The organism is Roseburia sp. (genome assembly GCF_041325975.1).
In the GTDB taxonomy this organism is placed as follows: domain Bacteria; phylum Bacillota; class Clostridia; order Lachnospirales; family Lachnospiraceae; genus Roseburia; species Roseburia rectibacter.
In genome coordinates this window covers 432307-451735 of sequence record NZ_JBGLEJ010000003.1, presented here as the reverse complement: position 1 = coordinate 451735, position 19429 = coordinate 432307, and the positions used below count along the sequence as shown (strand labels likewise).

Here is a 19429-nt window from a genome sequence, read left to right as displayed (position 1 = left end):
AAAGAAGGAGAACCATGTATGGGAATTGGAATCATTCAGAATCATAGTCAATATAAGAATATTTGTGGTAATTATACATATCATATGCCGGCTCCGGTATGCCAATCAAAAATGAAGGACTTAGGTGATGAATTTGTTCTGACGGAAAAAAATGATGGAGACAATAATCTTTATCGTAATGCCTTTACGGGGGCATCTGCAAGTGCAGCGGTAAAAGGATACGGTTCGGGAGTTGTGGATTTATCGTTATTGATCGTTGGCACCAATAAGAATAATCGTTTTATTGGTTCATTGAGCAGTGACAGTGATGTAGATTACCTGAAAATAGATGCGGGTTCACAGTGTTTAAATCACAGACCGGTTTACATTACAATGAAAGTCCCGGAAGGCTGTGATTACAATATGACTATCTATGACAGGGATGGCAATCAGGTTGGAATGGCGACAGATAATGGGGATGGAACAAAGACAATAAAAGTTCCATGTGACTGGTCAAATTCCTCAGATTTTGTTTTAAAGATAGAAAAAGCAGATGGTTCTGCCGTTAAGCTGGATGAAAATTACACCCTTACTTTTGCACAGGGGGAGATGCCTAAAACAGCAGCACAAGCCCTTGAAAAAGCACAGGAGAGAAATGGTCGCGAACTTCAGAATGGGGAAAAGAGCTTACTGGATTCCTTAACGGGGAAAAATATGAGAAAGGGTTTAGAGAAAGAAGGCATTGACAGACTTCATAAAGAGCAGTTTGAGGCACTTCCTGAGGAATTGCAATATTCTGGAAATGAGAGTGCCGCACAAATGCTGGCAAGAAAACAAAATGGTGAAACACTCACGGATGCGGAAGAAGCCTATGTGAAAATCTATGGCAACATCAAGGATATACAAAAAATAGAAGCCGATGAAGCAGATCGGAGATTCCAGAATGATTTTAGGGATGCTTTGCAGGAGACAGGGATTTCATTGGATAGTACCATGCATATTTCGATTTCCTCTGCGGGAGAAGTGCGTGTGACCGGACTGAGTGATGAAGACAATGAAAAAGTGAAAAAACTCGTGGAAGATAGATTTATGCAGCAGATAAAAAACTCATATCTGAGTCATTCACAGACCGTAGAAAATATGAGTGATCAGGAATATCGTCTGGCTGGCTATGTAGAGGAATTAGATCGTTTTTTGAATAAGGTATCAAATGGGAACGTAACAGTAGATGATTTGGAAATAACATCCGGGACGGGAGCTTCTTCCAGTAATTTTATCAGCGGACTGCCAGAAAATATTGCAGACCTTGTGAATCATGCAGATGCAGTATCAAAATACTATGATTATAAGCAGATGATTTATGATGTTCTGGCTTATAAAAAGGAAAATGGGACGATTCCAAGATATCAGATTCAGATGGATGTGGGAGGCAATGAAAATAAGTAAACTTTATCAACATATATATTGCTGCAATCCGTAGGTATCAACACAAACGGTAAGAAGCAGCCTAATGAAAGAATGGAGGTATTATAAAACGTCTAGTGTGAACAATTATATGAATACGGGGTTGATTTCCCAGAATTACGATGTGATTAACACTGTAACCAAAAAGTATGCGGGAAATACGTCAGAGAAGCTACAGGAAAAATCATCTGGTACAATGAGAAAAATGTCTGATGAGGAAGTAAGGGAGATGCAACAGAAACAACAGAATCAGTCAAGGACATTGAGTGTGGACAGAAGTGAAGTTGTAGATAATGTTTTCTCTAAAACAGGGGATAACATTACATATGAGATAGATGGTGTTACATTCACTAATGCCCAAATGAAAGCATGTAAAGAAGTTGTGAGAAATGCAATTTCCGCTTTGCCTGCCAAGGGAAGTGATTTGGATTACAAAGATTATGCGTCTATGGGAATTGCAACAAATATGGTAAGCAGCTATGCAAAAGAAAATCTTACAGAAGAACAGGCTGCCGTCATAAACAAAAGTATGGAGGAATATATAAATAGTCTCACGCAGGCACAAAAAGAACGTCAAAATAGTCAGGGATATTTTACTGATGAACAGGAAGGTGTGGGAAACACAGGAAATTTGAATACATATTACAACACCCGGATGAAACTCAGTGATAAGGCAGCAGACTCACTGAAAAGCCAGATGGCTAATTTACCAGAGCAGACAAGAAAGACATTAATGGCTAATTTGGAAGGTGCTACACAAAGAGGAAGTGTTGTGCAGTCTGCATCAAATAAAGAACTTTCGTCGACTATAAAAACCTTATTTCAAAATGTGGATATGAAGGATGAAAAGGCTCTGAATGCTACAATGAAACAGTATAGGGAACTTATGACACCTGTATATCAGGCAAGTGGTATTCGCAATACGGCGAATAATAATTCTTTAACGAATGTATTAGATCAGGACATTAGCAGGTTTGTAAAGCAGATTGCAAATGCGAATGCAGTAACTGGTAATGTTGGAAGTACATTTAATGATACGATTTGATTTCCATAATACAGTGATATAATGCAATTCAAATAAAATTGGATGACATCACCAGAGAGTAGAGTGGCAGAAAGTCAGTAGATATAAAGGGATAGATTTATTTATGAAATGCGAGGTGGATTTATGGGAATTTCGATTTCGAATGCAGCGAATTCTGCTATTACAAAATATAGTGCATCACTGAGAAACGGCGAACCTGACTGGTCTATGATTCCAAGTGCAGGGAAAAGCAATAAGTCACAGGCGGAGTTTGTTGCGGAGATTAAAGAACTGGCTCAGAGAGCTGCCAATACAACGAACAAAGCGGAATTAGAATCTATTCACAGGCAGAGAACAAAATTATGTGCAGAATACATATCCGATGTATCCCCTGACAGAAAGGCATTATATCAGCAGGCGAAAAATGCAGTAAAAAGACAAAAAAACAGTAATCCGAAATGCAAGGGAATCGGAGAATTATCACTGCTTGATTTTCTGGAGAGGGCAGAGGGGAAGAATAACAACCTTGCGGAAAAGAAATTTGTTCTGGCGGGAGGAGGCACACTGGAATGTCCGATTCTGACAGGTGGAGGATATGGTGCCGACATTTCTTATCAGGGAACAAAAGTGCTGACCTATCTGGGAGATGGTTACGGATGGGGATGTGAAAGAACTCCGGCTGAGCGGGAAAAAGAAAGAGAATTTTACGGAATTTACTTCAATGAATATCATGCGCAAAAGAATGGTCAAAGTTCTGAATTGGGAGAACTGCCGGATTATTTGGAAGAGAAGCCGTCTTTTGACAGGAAAGCATAAGAATATAGGAAAGTATTATGAAAAACAATTATACACAAGGAGAAGGAAAAGATGGTAATAACCCGCACAGTAGAGATGCATACGCAGCTTGTAGGATATGATTTTAAGAAAAAAGGTTTACCTACTGATAACAACATAGCAGTAGAAAACAGTAAAGTTTCCAATGATTATTTCTGGAAAACAAATAAATATACGGATCAGGATGTGTTTGGAAGAACACTGGATCTGACGGCACTTATCAATAAGCCGGATGGATATTTAAAGGGAAATTTATCGGATACACAAGATGTGGATTATTACAAATTCAATATTACAGAGTACCGGGCATTAAGTTTCGCGAAGAATACCTATAATAAGGATATTACGATCACTTTAGATCATATACCGGAAGGCTGTGATTATGAGATGGTTTTGTATGATGAGGAAGGCAGTCAGGTTGGCATTGGGAAAGAGAATGGAAATGGAGGTCTGAGTATTACCATACCGAACTGGAATTCGGACAACCGGGGTTATACCGTAAAAGTACAGGCAAAGGACGGTTCAATGGTAAACCCGGATGCCGAATATCATCTTTCCTTCCAGACAACACAGGCGGATAAAAGTCATGGAGCTTATCAGGAAATGGCAGAGGTTCAGAAGTATGAAGGGACAGTCAGGAAGCAGATGCAGGAAGGCTTAACCGATACGGAGGAAATGCGTGCAATTAAGGAAATCCGGCAGAAGTACAAAGCCTATTATACAGAGCAGATGGAGAAACTGCATCAGGAACAGGCAGAAGAGGTCATGCAGGGTGGGGCAGTGCCGGACGATGAGCAGATTCACAATTTACTGGAAAAGAAGGCAGCAGGCAAAGAACTGACCGAGCAGGAAAATGCACTTTTAAATATCTTCTGTACCGCAGCAGAGCTGGATAGTGCGAATGCAAGTGCAAAAATGAATACCACAGTAAAAGATAAGATATTTGCTGATTTGCAGGAAGCGGGAATGGATAGTTCCGATTCCACGTTTTCCATAAAAATTGGGGCGGATGGTCAGGTAAGTGTGGATGGTATCAATGATCATGTAATGAAACAGAAGATAGAGGATGTTCTGTCAAAGCATTCGGAGGAGCTGATGGATATTTATTTTTCTATGGATTCGGAAATACAGGCATTGTCTGAGAAAGAAAAGTATCTGTTAAAAGCTGCGACGGATGTGGAAAAATTTTTACATAAGGCAACCGGTGGCAGTGTATCGCTTGGAGACCTTTCCGTGGAAAATGCAACGATACATGGTCTGCCGAAAACACTGGATGACCTGTTAAATAATCCGGGCGGGAACCTGACCTATCAGGATTACGCAAGCGATATCCGGGAAATTTTAGCATATAATCGGACACAGCACAAAGATATTATGTCTGAGTTAAACGTACAGTTTTTCATGGCAGACGGTACAATTCAGATAAAAAAATAAAGCAAAGGTAATTAAATGAATAATCAATTTATACAAGGAGTAACATTCGATTGGGATAGAATTGATAACGATAGTTATTTAAAGAGAATTGAGGCTTTTTTGGGTGTTAAAAAACTTGATTTCAACAAACCGGTTACTTTTTTTGTCGGAGAAAATGGCAGTGGCAAATCCACTTTATTGGAGGCACTTGCCGTAGCACATGGTTTTAATCCTGAGGGTGGAACAAAGAATTATGTTTTTTCTACGCATGATACACATTCAGAATTATGTGATGCGATAAGAATTTCAAAAGGCTATCGGAAGGAAAAATGGGGATATTTTCTTAGAGCCGAAAGTTTTTATAATGTTGCAACGCAGGAAGAAGAATATGCAGATTTTGCGCATCCTTCTGTTAAATATCATGAAAAGTCACATGGAGAGAGTTTTCTCGCGTTAGCGCAGAACAATTTGCAGCCAAATGGTCTGTATCTTTTTGATGAACCAGAAGCTGCATTATCACCTCAGAGACAGCTTACATTGTTAATACAAATATATAGATGTGCAAAAGAGGGAGCACAATTTTTTATAGTTACACATTCACCTATTTTATTAGGCATACCAGATGCAGATATCTATTGTTTTGATAATGGAAGCATACATTTATGTGAATATGAAGAAACAGAGAGTTATCAAGTGACAGAAATGTTTATAAACAATAGGCAGATGTTGCTGGATAAATTGTTGACAGAGTAAAGAAACAATGTGTTAGGGCACAAATATGATAAAAACAAAAAATATTTCAGAAATGTTGACTTCTTTAATTGAGGAGTATCGTTTTAATAAAAATACTCTTTCAAAATATTTAGAAATAACTGAAGAAACAATAGATGGAGTAGTAATGGGCAATGTGGAATGTTTGCCAGATGATCCTACATTGCGTCTTAAAATACTTAGTAAAGCAGGATTTCTGTATTTTGGAGCGATTGAAGATAAGGATAGGCAACTAAGCGGTTTTTTGGAAGTGCTTGTTTCCTATCACGGCATATCCAAGCTTACGATAGCAAAGATGGCTGGTGTTGAGGAACAGGATATTGACAGGCTTTTAACCAATCCACTAGAAAAAGTTGAAATCGAAGTAAAATATAAAATTGCTGTGACTGTTATGGAACTGCGATTTTGGCTAAAAGATTGTGAGTTGCCAATATAATCATGTGGTGCTTGGGAAACTGGTGGAATAGCAGGAAATGTAATTAGAATAAAGAAAGATAGAAGGCGAGTAGCAGATTGGTGTCTGCTGCTCACTTTTCGTTTATGGAGATATGTCGCAATACGACTTTTGAAGTGTTGTGTTGCAATCTGTTTTCAGGTATTTCTCGTTGGTATCATTACCATAAAAGCGAGGTGAATTCCATGAAAGCAGAGAAGAAGGAAATCAATATACAGATCGGAAAAAGGTTGCAAACCGCCAGAGAAAACAGTGGATATACGCAGGAAGTTTTTGCAGAGACGCTGGATGTAGGGGTAGAGCATTATCGAAAAATCGAAAGCGGTGTCTATGGCTTACAGCCGGAGAAAATGCTGATCTTGTATGAGAAGTACAGGATTGAGCCGACTTATCTGGTTACGGGGGATACAAATCATAAGGTTGATATTGAACTGTTCCTTGCAAACTGTAGCAGGGAGGAACGGGATGCATTTATAGACCGTATGCTTGCGTATATGAGAAAGCTGATGACAGGCCGTTAATGCAGCACAGTCTCCGGGATGTATATTTGATAAATATATTGAGAAGGAGACGATGTATGAGGGTAGCAATCTGCGATGATAATCAGCAGGACATTGAAAGGATCAGACGCTATACACTGCGTATGATCGATTATGCGGTGGAGTATGCGTTTTATACCAGACCGGAAGAATTATTGAGGGAATGTGCAGATGCGGAGCAAAAGCCGGATATGTACATTCTTGATATTGAGATGCCTGGAATGGACGGACTGGCGGTGGCAAAACAGATCCGTGAGACAGATCCCAAGGCATTGCTGGTGTTTCTTACCAGCTATACCAAATACATGCCAAGTGTATTTGAAGTTGTCACATTTGATTTTATTCCAAAACCAATCTCAGAAGAAAGGCTCCGTGTGCTGTTTGAGAAGGCAGGAACCTATCTGAATCTGACCAATCAGAGTTTTTCATTTAGTTACCGCAGGGTGCGGTACAGTCTGAAGTTTGACGAAATCCTGTATCTGGAAAAGCGGGGGCGTCAGGCGATTATCCACACAAAGAAAATGAAATATCAGTCCAACATGAATTTGAATGAAATATGGGAGAAACTGGATGAGCGCATGTTTGCCGCCGTTCATGGCTCTTTTATCGTTAATTTGAAACATGTTCATTCCGTATCCAGCGGCATGGTCATGCTTACAGACGGCACAGAGCTGGGAGTGACAAGAGGGTACCGGAAGGAGCTGACGGAAAAGCACATAGCGTTTGTGCAGGGAGGAATGTGACATGGCATTATATGGGGTGAGGCTTGTCATAAATCTTTTTGACCTCTGCATTTACCGCAGATATTTAGAGGAGTTCATCGGAAACAGAAAAACTTCCATGGAGTTTTCGGTCCTTCTGCTGATAGTGTGCGAGCTGATTGGAAGTGCGGTGAACCAGATGGGGATAAGCTGGCTGAATTTTGTGACGATGGTTGCAATTCTCTGTGTATATGTCTGCCAGTATGAGGCAGGGATTGCAAGCAGGCTGATTGCGGTTCTGCTGTATATGGGGATTATGGGAGTTGCAGAACCATTAGGATATTTGTTTAATAAGGCATTCATGGAAAAGGTGTTGGACGATACCACGGTTTCATATTATTTTATCGTGTTTTTTATGGCACTTTTGAAAGCAACTATTGTGGAGGTGTTTTGCAGACTGAAATCTAGAAGAAGCATTCGACTATCAGCAATGCCAAAAGAAACGCAATATATGTTGACAATGATACCTTTATGCAGCCTGATCAGTTGTTTTTTACTGATAGAAGTTGCAAAAGAATTAATCTCGGCACAGATGGTGGTGCTGTGCATGTGTATCATCTTTGTCATTATCATCACAAACTATATCATCTTTCTGATGATTGAAAAGTATACGACAGTGGAAGAAAAACAGCACGAAGAGGAAATGATCCAGAGGGAAATCTTATACCGGAACGAATACTATCAGGACATGGAACGGTATCAGGAACAGATACAGGACATCCGGCATGATATGAAGAACCGGCTGACGGGACTGCTCGCAGCGGCGGAACAGGGAAGTGCGGAACTGATCAAGGACAGACTGCAGGAAGTATTGGGAGATATCCGGCTGGCAGAAGAGATCATTTATTCCGCAAATCCTGTGGTGAATGCCATATTAAAAGTAAAAAGCATAAAGGCAAAAGAGAAAGAGATACCGATGCAGGTTACAACGCTGCTCCCCCAGAGAGTATCCGTGGATATCGGGGACATGGGTGTTCTGTATGGGAATCTTCTGGATAATGCGATAGAGGCAGCAATGGCAGTGGAACAGGAAAAACGGTATGTTCATGTAGAATCAAAGTTTCAAGAGGGCAGACTGCTTTTATCCATTAAGAACAGCAAGCCATCCGGGACAAGTTCCTATCGACAGACAAGCAAAAAAGATAAAATAAAACACGGCAGGGGAATCCGTTCAGTGCGGAAAGTGGCAGAAAAATATGGCGGGGAGCTTCTGTTAAAGGATCAGGGGGAACATTTTGAGGCAGCCCTTCTGCTCAATGGAATCACAAAACTGGAGTGAACTTGCAACTTATTACAGCAAACCTGCAACTTGTTACAGATAGATTGATTTTTATATGGAAACTGTTAGAGTGAAAATATCAAAAAAAGGAGGGTTTTACTAAAAATGAAGAAAAGAAACTGGATGTACCGACTGAGCAGCAAATCCATGAGCGTGATGGCAGCACTGGCACTCATGGTGACAACCATGGCAACCAACCGTTCCTGCATGTGGTATTTCGGACAGGACAAGATGCCAGAAGATTCCAAAAAACTCAGAAGGTTTTAAATCATGACGAAATGGCTCAGCCACCGTATGGTTGAGCGGGGAATCATAAAAGAGGAGGAGCAGGAATTATACCAGTTTGGAATACGCAATGGTATGATCCTGCTTCTAAACGTTGTGACGGCACTGGTCATCGGCCTGCTCACAGAGCAACTGGCGGTTGTGGCAGTGTTTACCCTTTCTTTTATGGTTCTTCGCAGCTATACTGGTGGATATCACTCAGACAGCAGGATTTTCTGTTATCTTGGTTCCAATCTGGTGCTGCTGGTTCCGGTTTATACACAGGCTGTGTTTTGTAAGACATCGCTGGCATGGCTGCTGGCAGTATTGCTGGTGTCCGCAGGGATTATTTTTTTACTCAGTCCCATGCACAGCAAGAACCGGAAACTGGATAAAGAGGAACAAAAGCATTTTGGCAGAAAAGCAAGGCTGATTGCAGCGTTGGAACTGGCTGTGCTTGGCATTTTGTGGTATGCAGGCCAGATACCGTATGCTTACGCTGTTTATACGGGCATCTGCATCACGGCACTGTTCATGCTCGTAGGAAAAGCACAGCTATGGATACAGTCGCATACCGAAAATGGATAGTCCTTTCCGAACAAACGGAAGGGACTTTTTTTCTGGAAAACAGGAGGGATGACAATCCAAGACGGTAACTTATTACAGGTACCGTAAGACTTATTACACTTATATTGAAGCGCACTTTCTTTCCAAGTATAGTACCGCAAAAAGGCTTAGGAGAAGAAAGGCGTGGCATGTTTTGGGGAATTTATGCCGCACCGGATTGCAGGGGGCGGCAGAAAGGGAAAAGTTCATAAGGATAACATCCGGGTGCAGTTTTGCATGCTTTATTTTGCATGGGAACAGCACCTTTTTTTATTGTCTTTTTCCAGTAAAGCAGAACCCAGAGGCCCTCCAGATGTCCTTCATTTCAAAAAAATTACGAAATGGAGGACATTTGAATGTCAGAATGGATCAGGATCAGAGTCAAGGATTTTTATAAAGATGCAGTTGGTGAGCTGGAATACACCTATGTGACCAGAGAAGTCTACGAGGCACTTGTCGATACGTTCCGCAAAGAAGCCCACGCACAGGAAATGCGGGATATCAGACATACGACCAAGGACGGATATACAGAAGGAGAAACGGAAGATCTGGTGGAGCTGACCGGGGAATCGGTAGAGGATACGGTCATCCGGCAGATGGAAATAGAAACCCTGCAGAAAGCAATGCAGTCACTCACTCCAGTGCAGAGAGAGCGGCTGCATTTTTATTTTTTTGAGGGCATGACATACCGGCAGATTGCAGCGAAAGAAGGGGTCGGAGAGAAGAACATCCGGGAGAGCATAAACGGTGCGGTAAAGAAAATAAAAAAATATTTTGATTAATACCCCCTCAAAACGTGTTTTTCTGTGAGTACCTTATGAGAGGAACTTTTTCTGGACAGATGGTCTCTTCCGGGAATCCTCTCATGTCTCGTGTGTGGATACGACACAGGCAGACAAAACGCACATTGAAAAATGCCGGAGAGGAATGCAGGGCTCCGAGCGCAGGATGGAATCACGCCATATCCTGCCAGCCATATCCAGCAGTTCAGATACGTTAGCCGTTTCATGAGCCGTAACCGGGGCGCAGTGACACTCCTGCAGCAATCGGGCAGATGTTCTTTCTGCCAGCCATGCTGTGAAAAAGATCGCATCTAAGGAGCCGAGCGGGAAAGTCGGGGTACAGCCTGTCTGTGGTGGACAGGCGCGAAGAGGGGAATGGCCAATAATGATACACCTTGAGATTAGCCAGCACGCAGTGGTGGAGGTGAGATACCTGTGATGTCTGCCTGTCCGAGTGGCAGGGACCAAAGACAGTCTGGACTGACTGCCCATGAAATGCCGGCTTTGGGATTTTTTCTTCTCTGTTTTGGCGGCGTTTCGGTTCCGGGGAGTAGTGACGAATAGGGACAGACACTTTTTATTTATGAAGTGAAGGATTATGGCAGTAAGACTTAATTACAGAAACCATGCGGCGGAGGGGAACTTCCGCCGTATTCTTGTGGGGTTAAGAAAAACTGAAAAATGGGGAATGGAGGAAAACAGGAAATGAAGAAAGAAGATACCGAAATGATGTTAAGGATTTTTGAAACGGAGAGGGCAGGATATGCCTATCTTTATCCGAGTGATGGAGGGGAGCGGAAAGAGGACTATATCTCGACCACGGCAGAAAATATCGCAAATTATATCGGCAGCCACATGTTTGAAGCCGAAAAGATCGTCATCACAGATATGTGTGACAGGCTGATATTAGATACCTGTGGCTATTTTATCAATAGCTGTCCCAATCTGGAATTCTGTAAGGAAATCCATCCGTTCTTAATCCCGATCCAGATGGGAGAAAAGGACGCGGGAGAGGTGCTTTCAGTCAGCAGGGATGTATCGGAACAGTATTTCCGGGAAGAAGATGAGGCTGCAACCATGGCTGAAATCGGGATGATGTAAAGGTGTTTCTTCTGGGCGGAAGTGTTTTTCTTGGGAGAATGAATTTAACTTACTTAAATTGTGGGAGGAAAAAGGGGAGAGATGATGGAAAGCGGAGCGAATGAGGTGCGGTATAAGATTGCTGAATTTCTCTTAAAAAGGATGCATGAAGATAAGCTGTTAACCGAGGAAGAATGGGAAAAAATCCGGGTTTTGAATGTCAAGACCTTTTCCCCCGAACTGGCAAAAGTATATCTGTAATAACACTGGATATATATAAAACTATGTGGTAGTGTATGTTGCTGACAGGGAGTGAAAACCCTTGAAAATACTGGGAAAGGAGAAAAAAGTATGGTAAAAAAAGTGACTGTCATAAAGGCAGCAAAAGCGCAGAAACATACACAGGAAGAACGCAGGCTGAAAGTGTGCGGATATGCCAGAGTCAGTACCGGCAGTCAGGCACAGGCAACTTCCTATACTGCACAGGTCGAGTACTATACGGAAAAAATCGAGAGCAACCCCCTGTGGGAGTTTGCAGGGGTGTATGCGGATGAAGGAATCAGCGGAACAAACGTAAAGCACAGGGATGAGTTCCAGATGATGATTTCAGACTGTGAGGATGGGAACATCGACCTGATCCTTACGAAATCCATCACAAGATTTGCAAGAAATACGGTGGAATGCATCCAGACCATCCGAAAGCTGAAGGAGATTGGCGTTGGAATCTACTTTGAAAAAGAGAATATCAACACGCTGTCAGAAAAAAGCGAGCTGTTCATTACCATCCTGGCATCGGTGGCGCAGGGGGAATCAGAAAACATCTCAAGCAACAACCGATGGGCGATACAGAAACGCTTTCAGGATGGAACCTATATCATATCGACGCCAGCGTATGGCTATGGAAAAGACGAGGATGGAAATTTAGTCATCATAGAATCCGAGGCAGAAACCGTAAGGTGGATTTATGAATCCTACCTAAACGGCATGGGAGTGTATGTGATAGCAAAGGCACTGAACCAGAAAGGCATTCCGACAATCCGGGGTGCAGAAAAGTGGCAGGACGGGGTGATACAGGACATTCTGAAAAATCCGATTTATGAGGGAGATATGCTGCAACAGAGAACCTATACAGAAACAAGGTTCCCATTTGTCCGCCGGGTAAACAACGGACAGAGAAACCAGTATCTCATCAAGGACAGCCATCCGCCAATCGTCACACATGAGGAGGCAGAAGCGGTGCAGAACCTGATGGCATACCGGGTGGATGTACTGCACATGAACAAGAGTGACTACACCAAAAGATACCTGTTTTCCGGCAGAATCATCTGTGGGGAATGCGGAAGAACCTTCCGGCGGCAGAAAATCTACATCGGGAAACCCTATGAGAAAATCATCTGGACGTGCAGCGGACATGTGGAGGATAAAGAGAGCTGCTGCATGAAAGCCATCCGGGAGGATGTACTGCACCGGGCTTTTACAGACATGTGGAACAAGCTGTACACCAATCAGGGAACGATATTAGAGCCGCTGTTAAAAGAGCTGACAGAACTTGTGGCAGCAAGGCAGGACAGTGAGGAAATCAGACAACTGGATAAGGAAATCAAAGATATAAGCGAGCAGAGCCAAATCCTAAACCAAGTCATGAGGAAAGGATATATGGACTCTGCTCTTTTTATGGAGAGCAGTAGCAAGCTTGGCTGGCAGCTGACGGAATGCAGAAGAAAAAAGACACTTTTGACCAGAAAGCTGCGGAGGACAAAAGAAATTGTACGGACCGAACAGCTTATCCAACTGATTGCAGAACAGGACGGATTAAGGGAGGAGTTTGACGAGCAACTGTTTAAAATGACAGCAGAGAAGATCGTGGTCTCCAAGGAACACGACATCACCTTCTGCCTGCACAACGGACTGAAACTGACGGAGAGGGGAGGCGGACAGGATGCAGTGGCACATGCCAATCGGCTATAAGGTTGTGGATGGAAAAATTACCATCTGTGAAGAGCAGAGAAAAATTGTGGAACAGATATTTACAGACTATGACAGCGGGGTGGCGGCAGGCAGGATCGCCCAGAACCTGAAAGGGAGAAACATATGCAATGCAAAAGGGAAAGTGTCCTGGACCCACGCATCCATCGGCAGGATACTGGAAAACCCAAGCTACCTTGGCACAGACTACTATCCGCAGCTCATAGGAGAGGAACTGTTTGAGAGAGTCCAGTGCAGACGGGAAAAGGTGAGGACAGAGCTTGGAAGGGCAGACCACAGGCCCGGCAGGGATGAGAGAATCCTCTTCGGAGGTGTCATCTGGTGTGCAGAATGCGGGGCAGTATGCAGCCATATCCAGCCGAGCCACAAAAAAGAGCGTGGCGGCACTGCCAAGTGGAAGTGCAAGAGTTATGTGACTGGCAGAGCAAAAAACTGCAGGAACAGTTTTATTACAGACGGGCAGGCAAAGCAGGTGTGTGTGGAAGCCATCAATGCAGTGATACGAAACAAAGGCCTGCTCCGGGTACACAGGCAGGAGGAAAAGGTCAGCCCTCAGTACCGGGTTCTGGAGCGGAACCTGCAGCGGATGAAAGAAGAACAGGAACGCACAGAAACAGACCTGATGAAATTGCTCTATGAAAGGGCAGAGGAACGCTACCGGACACTGGAGGTCAGGGATGGGGAGTTCCGGACAGAGGAGGTCAAAAACATCCTTGCAGGAAAAAAGGAACTGGAAACATTTGATGAAAATTTATATAGAAAAATAATCGCACGTATCTGGGTGCATGGCGGAAACATGGCAGAAGTGGAGTTTATCAATGGGAGCCGTGTCACAGCCGGATATAAGGATTAGGAGGGAGAGCAGATGGCAGAAACAGCAAAAAAGATCAGCATGATACCTGCCAAGGTGCAGTATGACCGGAATGTGAAACTGTCAGAGAAGAAAATGAAGGTCGCTGCCTACTGCCGTGTCAGTACGGAACTGGAAGAGCAGGACAGCAGCTATGAGGCACAGGTGGAGTATTATACCAGCAAGATATCGGAAAACGAAAACTGGAAAAATGCCGGCATCTATGCGGATGACGGAAAGAGTGGAACAAACACCAAAAAGAGGGCAGACTTTAATGTCATGATACAGGATGCCCTTGCAGGAAAGATCGACATGATCCTTACAAAGTCGGTCAGCAGGTTTGCGAGGAACACGGTAGACTCGCTGGTGACCATCCGAAAACTGAAGGAAAAGAACGTGGCGGTGGTGTTCGAGAAAGAGGGGATCAATACACTGGAGGGAACCGGCGAAATCCTTATTACCATCTTGAGCAGTCTGGCACAGGAGGAGAGCCGCAACATCAGTGAGAACATCCGCTGGGGAGTCGTGAGGAAATTTGAAAAAGGCAAGGTCATCGTAAACTGCACAAAGTTCATGGGATACACCAAAAACGAGGATGGTGACCTGGTCATCGTACCCGAAGAGGCAGAGATCGTAAAGCTGATTTTCCGGCTTTATCTGGAGGGCTACAGTACCGGGAAGATCGCAAAGCATCTGGAAGAGCAGGGAATCAAGACCGCCACAGGGCAGGACAAATGGCATTCCACGGTAATAGACAAAATGCTCCGCAATGAAAAATACATGGGAGATGCATTACTGCAGAAAACCTATACGGTGGATTTCATGACAAAAAAGAAAGTCAAGAACACTGGAATCGTACCGCAGTATTATGTGGAAGATGACCATGAGGCAATCATTCCGAAAGAGCTGTTCTACAGGGTACAGGAAGAGATGATGCGGAGGGCATCCTTATGCAAGGCGGCTGTCACCCGGAAGAAGAACCAGAAAAGCAGGTATTCCTCCACCTATGCACTGACCGGCATGCTGATCTGCGGAAAATGCGGACAGGAGTACAGGAGAGTCACCTGGGCGAGAAACGGGAAAAAGAAAGTGGTCTGGAGATGCAGCAATCGGCTGACCAACGGAGTGAAGAAATGCGGGGAATCCGAGACACTCGAAGAGAACGCATTAAACAGGGCGGTGATGGAAGCCATCCACAGGATCACAAGTGATGATATGGAATTTATGGAAAACTTCCGGCAGAACATCATCCATGTCATCGGGAGCTACAGCACCGCAAAAGAGTCCGGAGAATACGAAGAAAAGATAAAAGAAAAGCAGGATGAGATGGTGGCACTAATTGCAGAGAATGCAAAGACCGGCTCTTACACACCGGAGTTTGATGAACGCTACCGCACCATAGCAGAGGAAATCAATGCCTTAAAAGAGGCACAGAAAACAGCCAGAAACGAGAAACAGATGTCTGACAGCTATGAACAGAGAATCCAAGATATCGACCATTACTTAAGCACAAGCACCTGCCAGATACCAGAGTTCGACAATGACCTTGTGAGACGGCTGATCTCCACCATCAAAGTGGAATCCAGCGAGAAACTGCTGATACAGTTCCAGTCAGGCATAGTCATGGAACAGGAGATTCGATATGAGTAAGACTGCGGCAGGAATGGCAGCAAGTAAATAGGAAACGTTGTTCCTGCCAGTTTATGGTAAGAATAAAATGCCCGATGATCCGGGCGTTTTATTGTTGGCATAAAAATAGGAAAGGACAGCAGGAGCAGAAAGCATATAACGGAAAATGAGTAAAAGAAAGTGGATATAAAAAAAGTACATGAAGTAAGTGTGCGACAGGAGGAGAAAAGCGTATGAATTATGAGCAACTGATAGAAGAACTGAGGGAGGAAATGTTACAACTTGTAAACACGAAATGTGATGCACTGCTCCAGATGTACCGGAGTGGGGAGATGCATACAGATAAGAGAGATACGATCCGGGAAAGCAGCCTTATCACAGTATCCCCGGCGGAACTGAAAGGGAAAAGACCACTGGCAGTCCAGTTCGCATCGGGAGAATGGATAGAGACACCTACATGGAGAAAGGTGGCACAAAAGATTTTGCAGACCTGTAATGAACAGCCGGATATCCATGAAAAATTTATGGAAATGTGTGGAAAAGTAGCCGGACGCTGGAGGACGATCCTTGGCAGTTCACCGGAAGAAATGGATGTACCGATAAAGGTGGATGAGGAACTTTATTTTGAGGGGAAATTTGACACCGAAGCGATGTTAAACATGTTAGAGAAAAAAGTGCTGGAACCGGCAGTGGTTGATTACAGCAGCATTAAAATCCGGTATATGGCAAAAGGGCAGGAGCAAGCAAACGGTATAGAGCCTGTGCCAGAACAGGATGTTTTGGAACATGAGGAGCAGGAACAACATGTTCCAGTGCAGACAATGTAAAAAATGGATGGAATCAAGACTCCGAGTCTATGGCAGGTTTGGAGTTTTTCTTATGTTCATTTTCCAAATGTAAAAATTGATTGTATAAAAGAAATGGGTAAGTTATAATATAGGTGTGGTCAGATGCCTTTTTGGGGATGACTATATCTGTTACAAAAAGGAGGAAGGCCAGTGAATACAGAATTGAAAAATGCAGTGAAAGCAACAGATTCAAAAGCACAGTATGATACGAGTGCAAAGCGTCTGTTAGGACAGAAAAGCATACTGGCACATATACTGGTAAAAACAGTTGATGAGTTTAAGGGCATGAATCCCAAGGATGTGGTCGACTGCATTGAGGGAACACCACATATCAGTACGGTACCGGTAGAGCCTGGACTCACAAATGCAGCCAGCGAAAAAAATGGTGAGAGACTGGTCGGTTTCAACACAGAAAATGAAGAGATCAATGAAGGTCTGGTAAGATTTGATATCGTTTTTTATGTGCGTATGAGAGACGGATTGTCACAGATCATCATAAATGTGGAAGCACAGAAAGATGAGCCGAAGGGATACGAAATCTTAAACCGGGCAATCTTTTATGTGAGCAGACTGATCTCATCACAAAAAGAACGTGATTTTGAGAATTCCAGCTACGATGACATTAAGCGTGTATATTCGATCTGGGTATGTATGAACATGGAAGAGAGCAGCATGAGCCATGTGCATCTCACAAAAGAAGATTTGATCGGTTCCTATCAATGGAAGGGAAATCTTGATCTGCTGAATATCATCATGCTTGGACTGGCAAAGAATCTGCCGGAACATGATGAGACATATGAACTGCACCGTCTGTTAGGAGCGTTGCTGTCACAGGAACTTACAATAGATGAAAAACTAAACATAATTGGAAATGAATACGATATTCCTATTGAGGAGAACTTCAGGAAGGATGTGAGCGTTATGTGTAACTTGAGTCAGGGAATTGAAGAAAAGGGTATTGCGATTGGACGTGCGGAAGGTGAAGCAGGACTTATTATAAAAATGTATAAGAATGGTTTTACAGCAGAGCAGATAGCCTCAGCCACAGATAAGGATATAGAAGAAGTGAAAGCGATTATTGCAGGGAAGGAACCTGCACTTGCATAAAGTTATGTAAGAAAAAGAGAGCCTTTGAGTTTAAATAACTTGGAGGCTCCTGTTATATTAGGAATATTGAAATTAGATGGATATTTGGAATTAGGTAATAACTAATAGAGAGTGATTAAGATGATAGAAAAAGTACAGGAAAGCCATTTATATATGTGGTTAAAGGAAAAAGATAGTAAATTTTTAAGTAAGTTAGATGAAACTATAGAATATGCTAATACGATATTACCGCAAATTAATAATGTTTTTGCAAGTTATACAGTTCATGGTGTAAGACATTCTATAAATGTGATGGAATATATGTATGCACTTGTTGTGGATATAAATAAACTAAGTGAATTAGAAGTAGCATTACTTATATATAGTGCATTGTTGCATGATATTGGAATGATTGCAAATGTGGACGAAATTAAGGAAATCAAAGCAGACCATGCGATATTGGGTGAAAGAAAATATAGTAAAGTACTTGAGAAATATGGGGATGAAATGACCGCTTTGCAAGAGTGCGTAAGGCCGGTACATGGTAAACGTGCGAGAGATTATATTGAGACAAAGATGGATGAAAGGTTATTTTTGATTCCAGAATCAACAAATATTTCATTTAAATCTGAACTTGCACAAATATGCATGTCGCATAATGAAGATTTTGAATGGATAAAAAAGAACTTGCATAATGATGAAAAAAAGGGACATTTTGATCTTAATGCACAGTATATCTCTGTGCTACTTAGAATATCTGACTATTTGGATATTGATGAGCAAAGAGCACCATTATATTTATATAAATATTTGAACCCAAAGGAATTTAGTGATTTAGAATGGAAACAACATTTTGTGATAGAGAACTATGATAAAATAAGAAGAAACCCTAAAACAAATGAATTAGAAATTTTCTTTCAGGGTACAAGTCAGGACCCATCTGTTCATAGAAAACTTTTAAAATACTTTGATGCTATTAATGGAGAATTAAAAAATGCTGTAGATTTATGTGAAAGTTTTGTAGACGAGAAATATCTATTACCATTAAAAACAAATGTAGTAAACCAAATTCAATCGAAGGGTTTTAGTTTTTCTGATTTAAGACTTTCTTTGGATTATAATGCAGTGACCAATTTATTGATGGGAGAGCATATTTATGGTGATAGAAAATATGGGTTAAGAGAATTAATACAAAATTCAATTGATGCATGTAAGACTATGGAAGAATCGGCCACTAAAATGGAAAAATTTAGATATCAAAATTATCAGCCATATATTTCAGTGATTTTGGACAAAGATCGAAAAAAAGTTATGGTTATGGACAATGGTAGTGGTATGTCTATAGATATTTTGAAAAAGTATTTTCTGAATGTTGGTGTATCTTATTATGCGTCAGATGATTATAGGCTACAAGATAGAGAATATTCGCCAATAGGGCATTATGGAATAGGTTTTTTGGCATGTTTTATGCTATCCGATAAAGTGGAGGTTAATACAGTTTATTATAATGAACAGAAAATGAATCGAATTTCATTTGAAAGAAACAGTGAGTACATATGCCTTACTTATGAAGATACTGTAAGACAGCAGGGAACAGAAATAATTTTAGATTATGACCAATGTTTAAGTGTGTTCAATAATAATATAGAAAGATTGGCCTGAATTATTCACGGAACAGTATCTGAACTGATAACTGTACCATGAATCCCCAAATTGACCCATGTAGCCTAAACATCGCTCAACCAATCTCCAAAAAGGGTATAAAATCCCTGTAGCAGAG

Annotated in this window: 20 protein-coding genes; all 20 read left to right on the top strand. The window is 42.1% G+C overall.

What is annotated here, in order from left to right; genetic code table 11:
• The first annotated feature begins 18 nt into the window (after positions 1-18).
• Positions 19-1425: a hypothetical protein gene (locus tag ACDD58_RS02530; RefSeq protein WP_118210399.1), complete on the top strand. Its 1407-nt coding sequence runs from the start codon at positions 19-21 to the stop codon at positions 1423-1425.
• Between the two features lie 64 nt (positions 1426-1489).
• Positions 1490-2488 carry a hypothetical protein gene (locus tag ACDD58_RS02525; protein WP_147403018.1) on the top strand — a complete coding sequence of 333 codons (999 nt, stop codon included), beginning with the start codon at positions 1490-1492 and terminating at the stop codon, positions 2486-2488.
• Positions 2489-2611: 123 nt separating this feature from the next.
• A complete protein-coding gene (locus ACDD58_RS02520; protein ID WP_118210397.1) occupies positions 2612-3283 on the top strand; it encodes a hypothetical protein in 672 nt (223 codons plus the stop codon).
• Positions 3284-3334: 51 nt separating this feature from the next.
• Positions 3335-4735, top strand: a complete 1401-nt coding sequence (locus ACDD58_RS02515) for a prepilin peptidase dependent protein A (protein ID WP_118210396.1) — start codon at positions 3335-3337, stop codon at positions 4733-4735.
• Positions 4736-4750: 15 nt separating this feature from the next.
• Entirely contained in the window at positions 4751-5467 is a 717-nt protein-coding gene (locus ACDD58_RS02510; RefSeq protein WP_118210395.1) for an AAA family ATPase, read from the top strand.
• Positions 5468-5492: 25 nt separating this feature from the next.
• Positions 5493-5921, top strand: coding sequence for an HTH domain-containing protein (locus tag ACDD58_RS02505; RefSeq protein ID WP_118210394.1), 429 nt, complete (start codon positions 5493-5495; stop codon positions 5919-5921).
• 203 nt (positions 5922-6124) lie between these two features.
• Entirely contained in the window at positions 6125-6460 is a 336-nt protein-coding gene (locus tag ACDD58_RS02500) for a helix-turn-helix domain-containing protein (protein WP_006859200.1), read from the top strand.
• A 56-nt stretch (positions 6461-6516) separates the two neighbouring features.
• On the top strand, positions 6517-7221 hold the full coding sequence (locus ACDD58_RS02495; protein WP_370775555.1) for a LytR/AlgR family response regulator transcription factor: 705 nt from the start codon (positions 6517-6519) through the stop codon (positions 7219-7221).
• Position 7222: 1 nt separating this feature from the next.
• Positions 7223-8518, top strand: coding sequence for a sensor histidine kinase (locus ACDD58_RS02490; RefSeq protein WP_215679529.1), 1296 nt, complete (start codon positions 7223-7225; stop codon positions 8516-8518).
• Positions 8519-8623: 105 nt separating this feature from the next.
• Positions 8624-8785, top strand: coding sequence for a cyclic lactone autoinducer peptide (locus ACDD58_RS02485; RefSeq protein WP_117485427.1), 162 nt, complete (start codon positions 8624-8626; stop codon positions 8783-8785).
• 3 nt (positions 8786-8788) lie between these two features.
• Positions 8789-9370, top strand: a complete 582-nt coding sequence (locus tag ACDD58_RS02480) for an accessory gene regulator B family protein (protein ID WP_370775553.1) — start codon at positions 8789-8791, stop codon at positions 9368-9370.
• Between the two features lie 374 nt (positions 9371-9744).
• Positions 9745-10170: an RNA polymerase sigma factor gene (locus ACDD58_RS02475; protein ID WP_006859205.1), complete on the top strand. Its 426-nt coding sequence runs from the start codon at positions 9745-9747 to the stop codon at positions 10168-10170.
• Positions 10171-10875: 705 nt separating this feature from the next.
• Positions 10876-11271: a hypothetical protein gene (locus tag ACDD58_RS02470; RefSeq protein ID WP_055215788.1), complete on the top strand. Its 396-nt coding sequence runs from the start codon at positions 10876-10878 to the stop codon at positions 11269-11271.
• Positions 11272-11352: 81 nt separating this feature from the next.
• On the top strand, positions 11353-11511 hold the full coding sequence (locus ACDD58_RS02465) for an SHOCT domain-containing protein (RefSeq protein ID WP_182435217.1): 159 nt from the start codon (positions 11353-11355) through the stop codon (positions 11509-11511).
• A 90-nt stretch (positions 11512-11601) separates the two neighbouring features.
• The gene (locus ACDD58_RS02460) at positions 11602-13218 is read left to right on the top strand and encodes a recombinase family protein (RefSeq protein ID WP_199654295.1); all 1617 of its coding nucleotides are present in this window, start codon (positions 11602-11604) and stop codon (positions 13216-13218) included.
• Entirely contained in the window at positions 13190-14089 is a 900-nt protein-coding gene (locus ACDD58_RS02455) for a recombinase family protein (RefSeq protein WP_243102982.1), read from the top strand. Before ACDD58_RS02460 ends, ACDD58_RS02455 begins: the two co-directional genes overlap by 29 nt.
• Before the next feature lie 12 nt (positions 14090-14101).
• Positions 14102-15736, top strand: coding sequence for a recombinase family protein (locus ACDD58_RS02450; RefSeq protein ID WP_370775550.1), 1635 nt, complete (start codon positions 14102-14104; stop codon positions 15734-15736).
• Between the two features lie 212 nt (positions 15737-15948).
• Positions 15949-16542: a hypothetical protein gene (locus ACDD58_RS02445; RefSeq protein WP_370775548.1), complete on the top strand. Its 594-nt coding sequence runs from the start codon at positions 15949-15951 to the stop codon at positions 16540-16542.
• A gap of 171 nt (positions 16543-16713) precedes the next feature.
• Positions 16714-17670 (top strand): hypothetical protein, encoded by a 957-nt coding sequence (locus tag ACDD58_RS02440; RefSeq protein ID WP_007885387.1) that lies wholly within the window; start codon positions 16714-16716, stop codon positions 17668-17670.
• Positions 17671-17790: 120 nt separating this feature from the next.
• A complete protein-coding gene (locus ACDD58_RS02435) occupies positions 17791-19311 on the top strand; it encodes an ATP-binding protein (protein WP_370775545.1) in 1521 nt (506 codons plus the stop codon).
• The last annotated feature ends 118 nt before the right edge of the window (positions 19312-19429 follow it).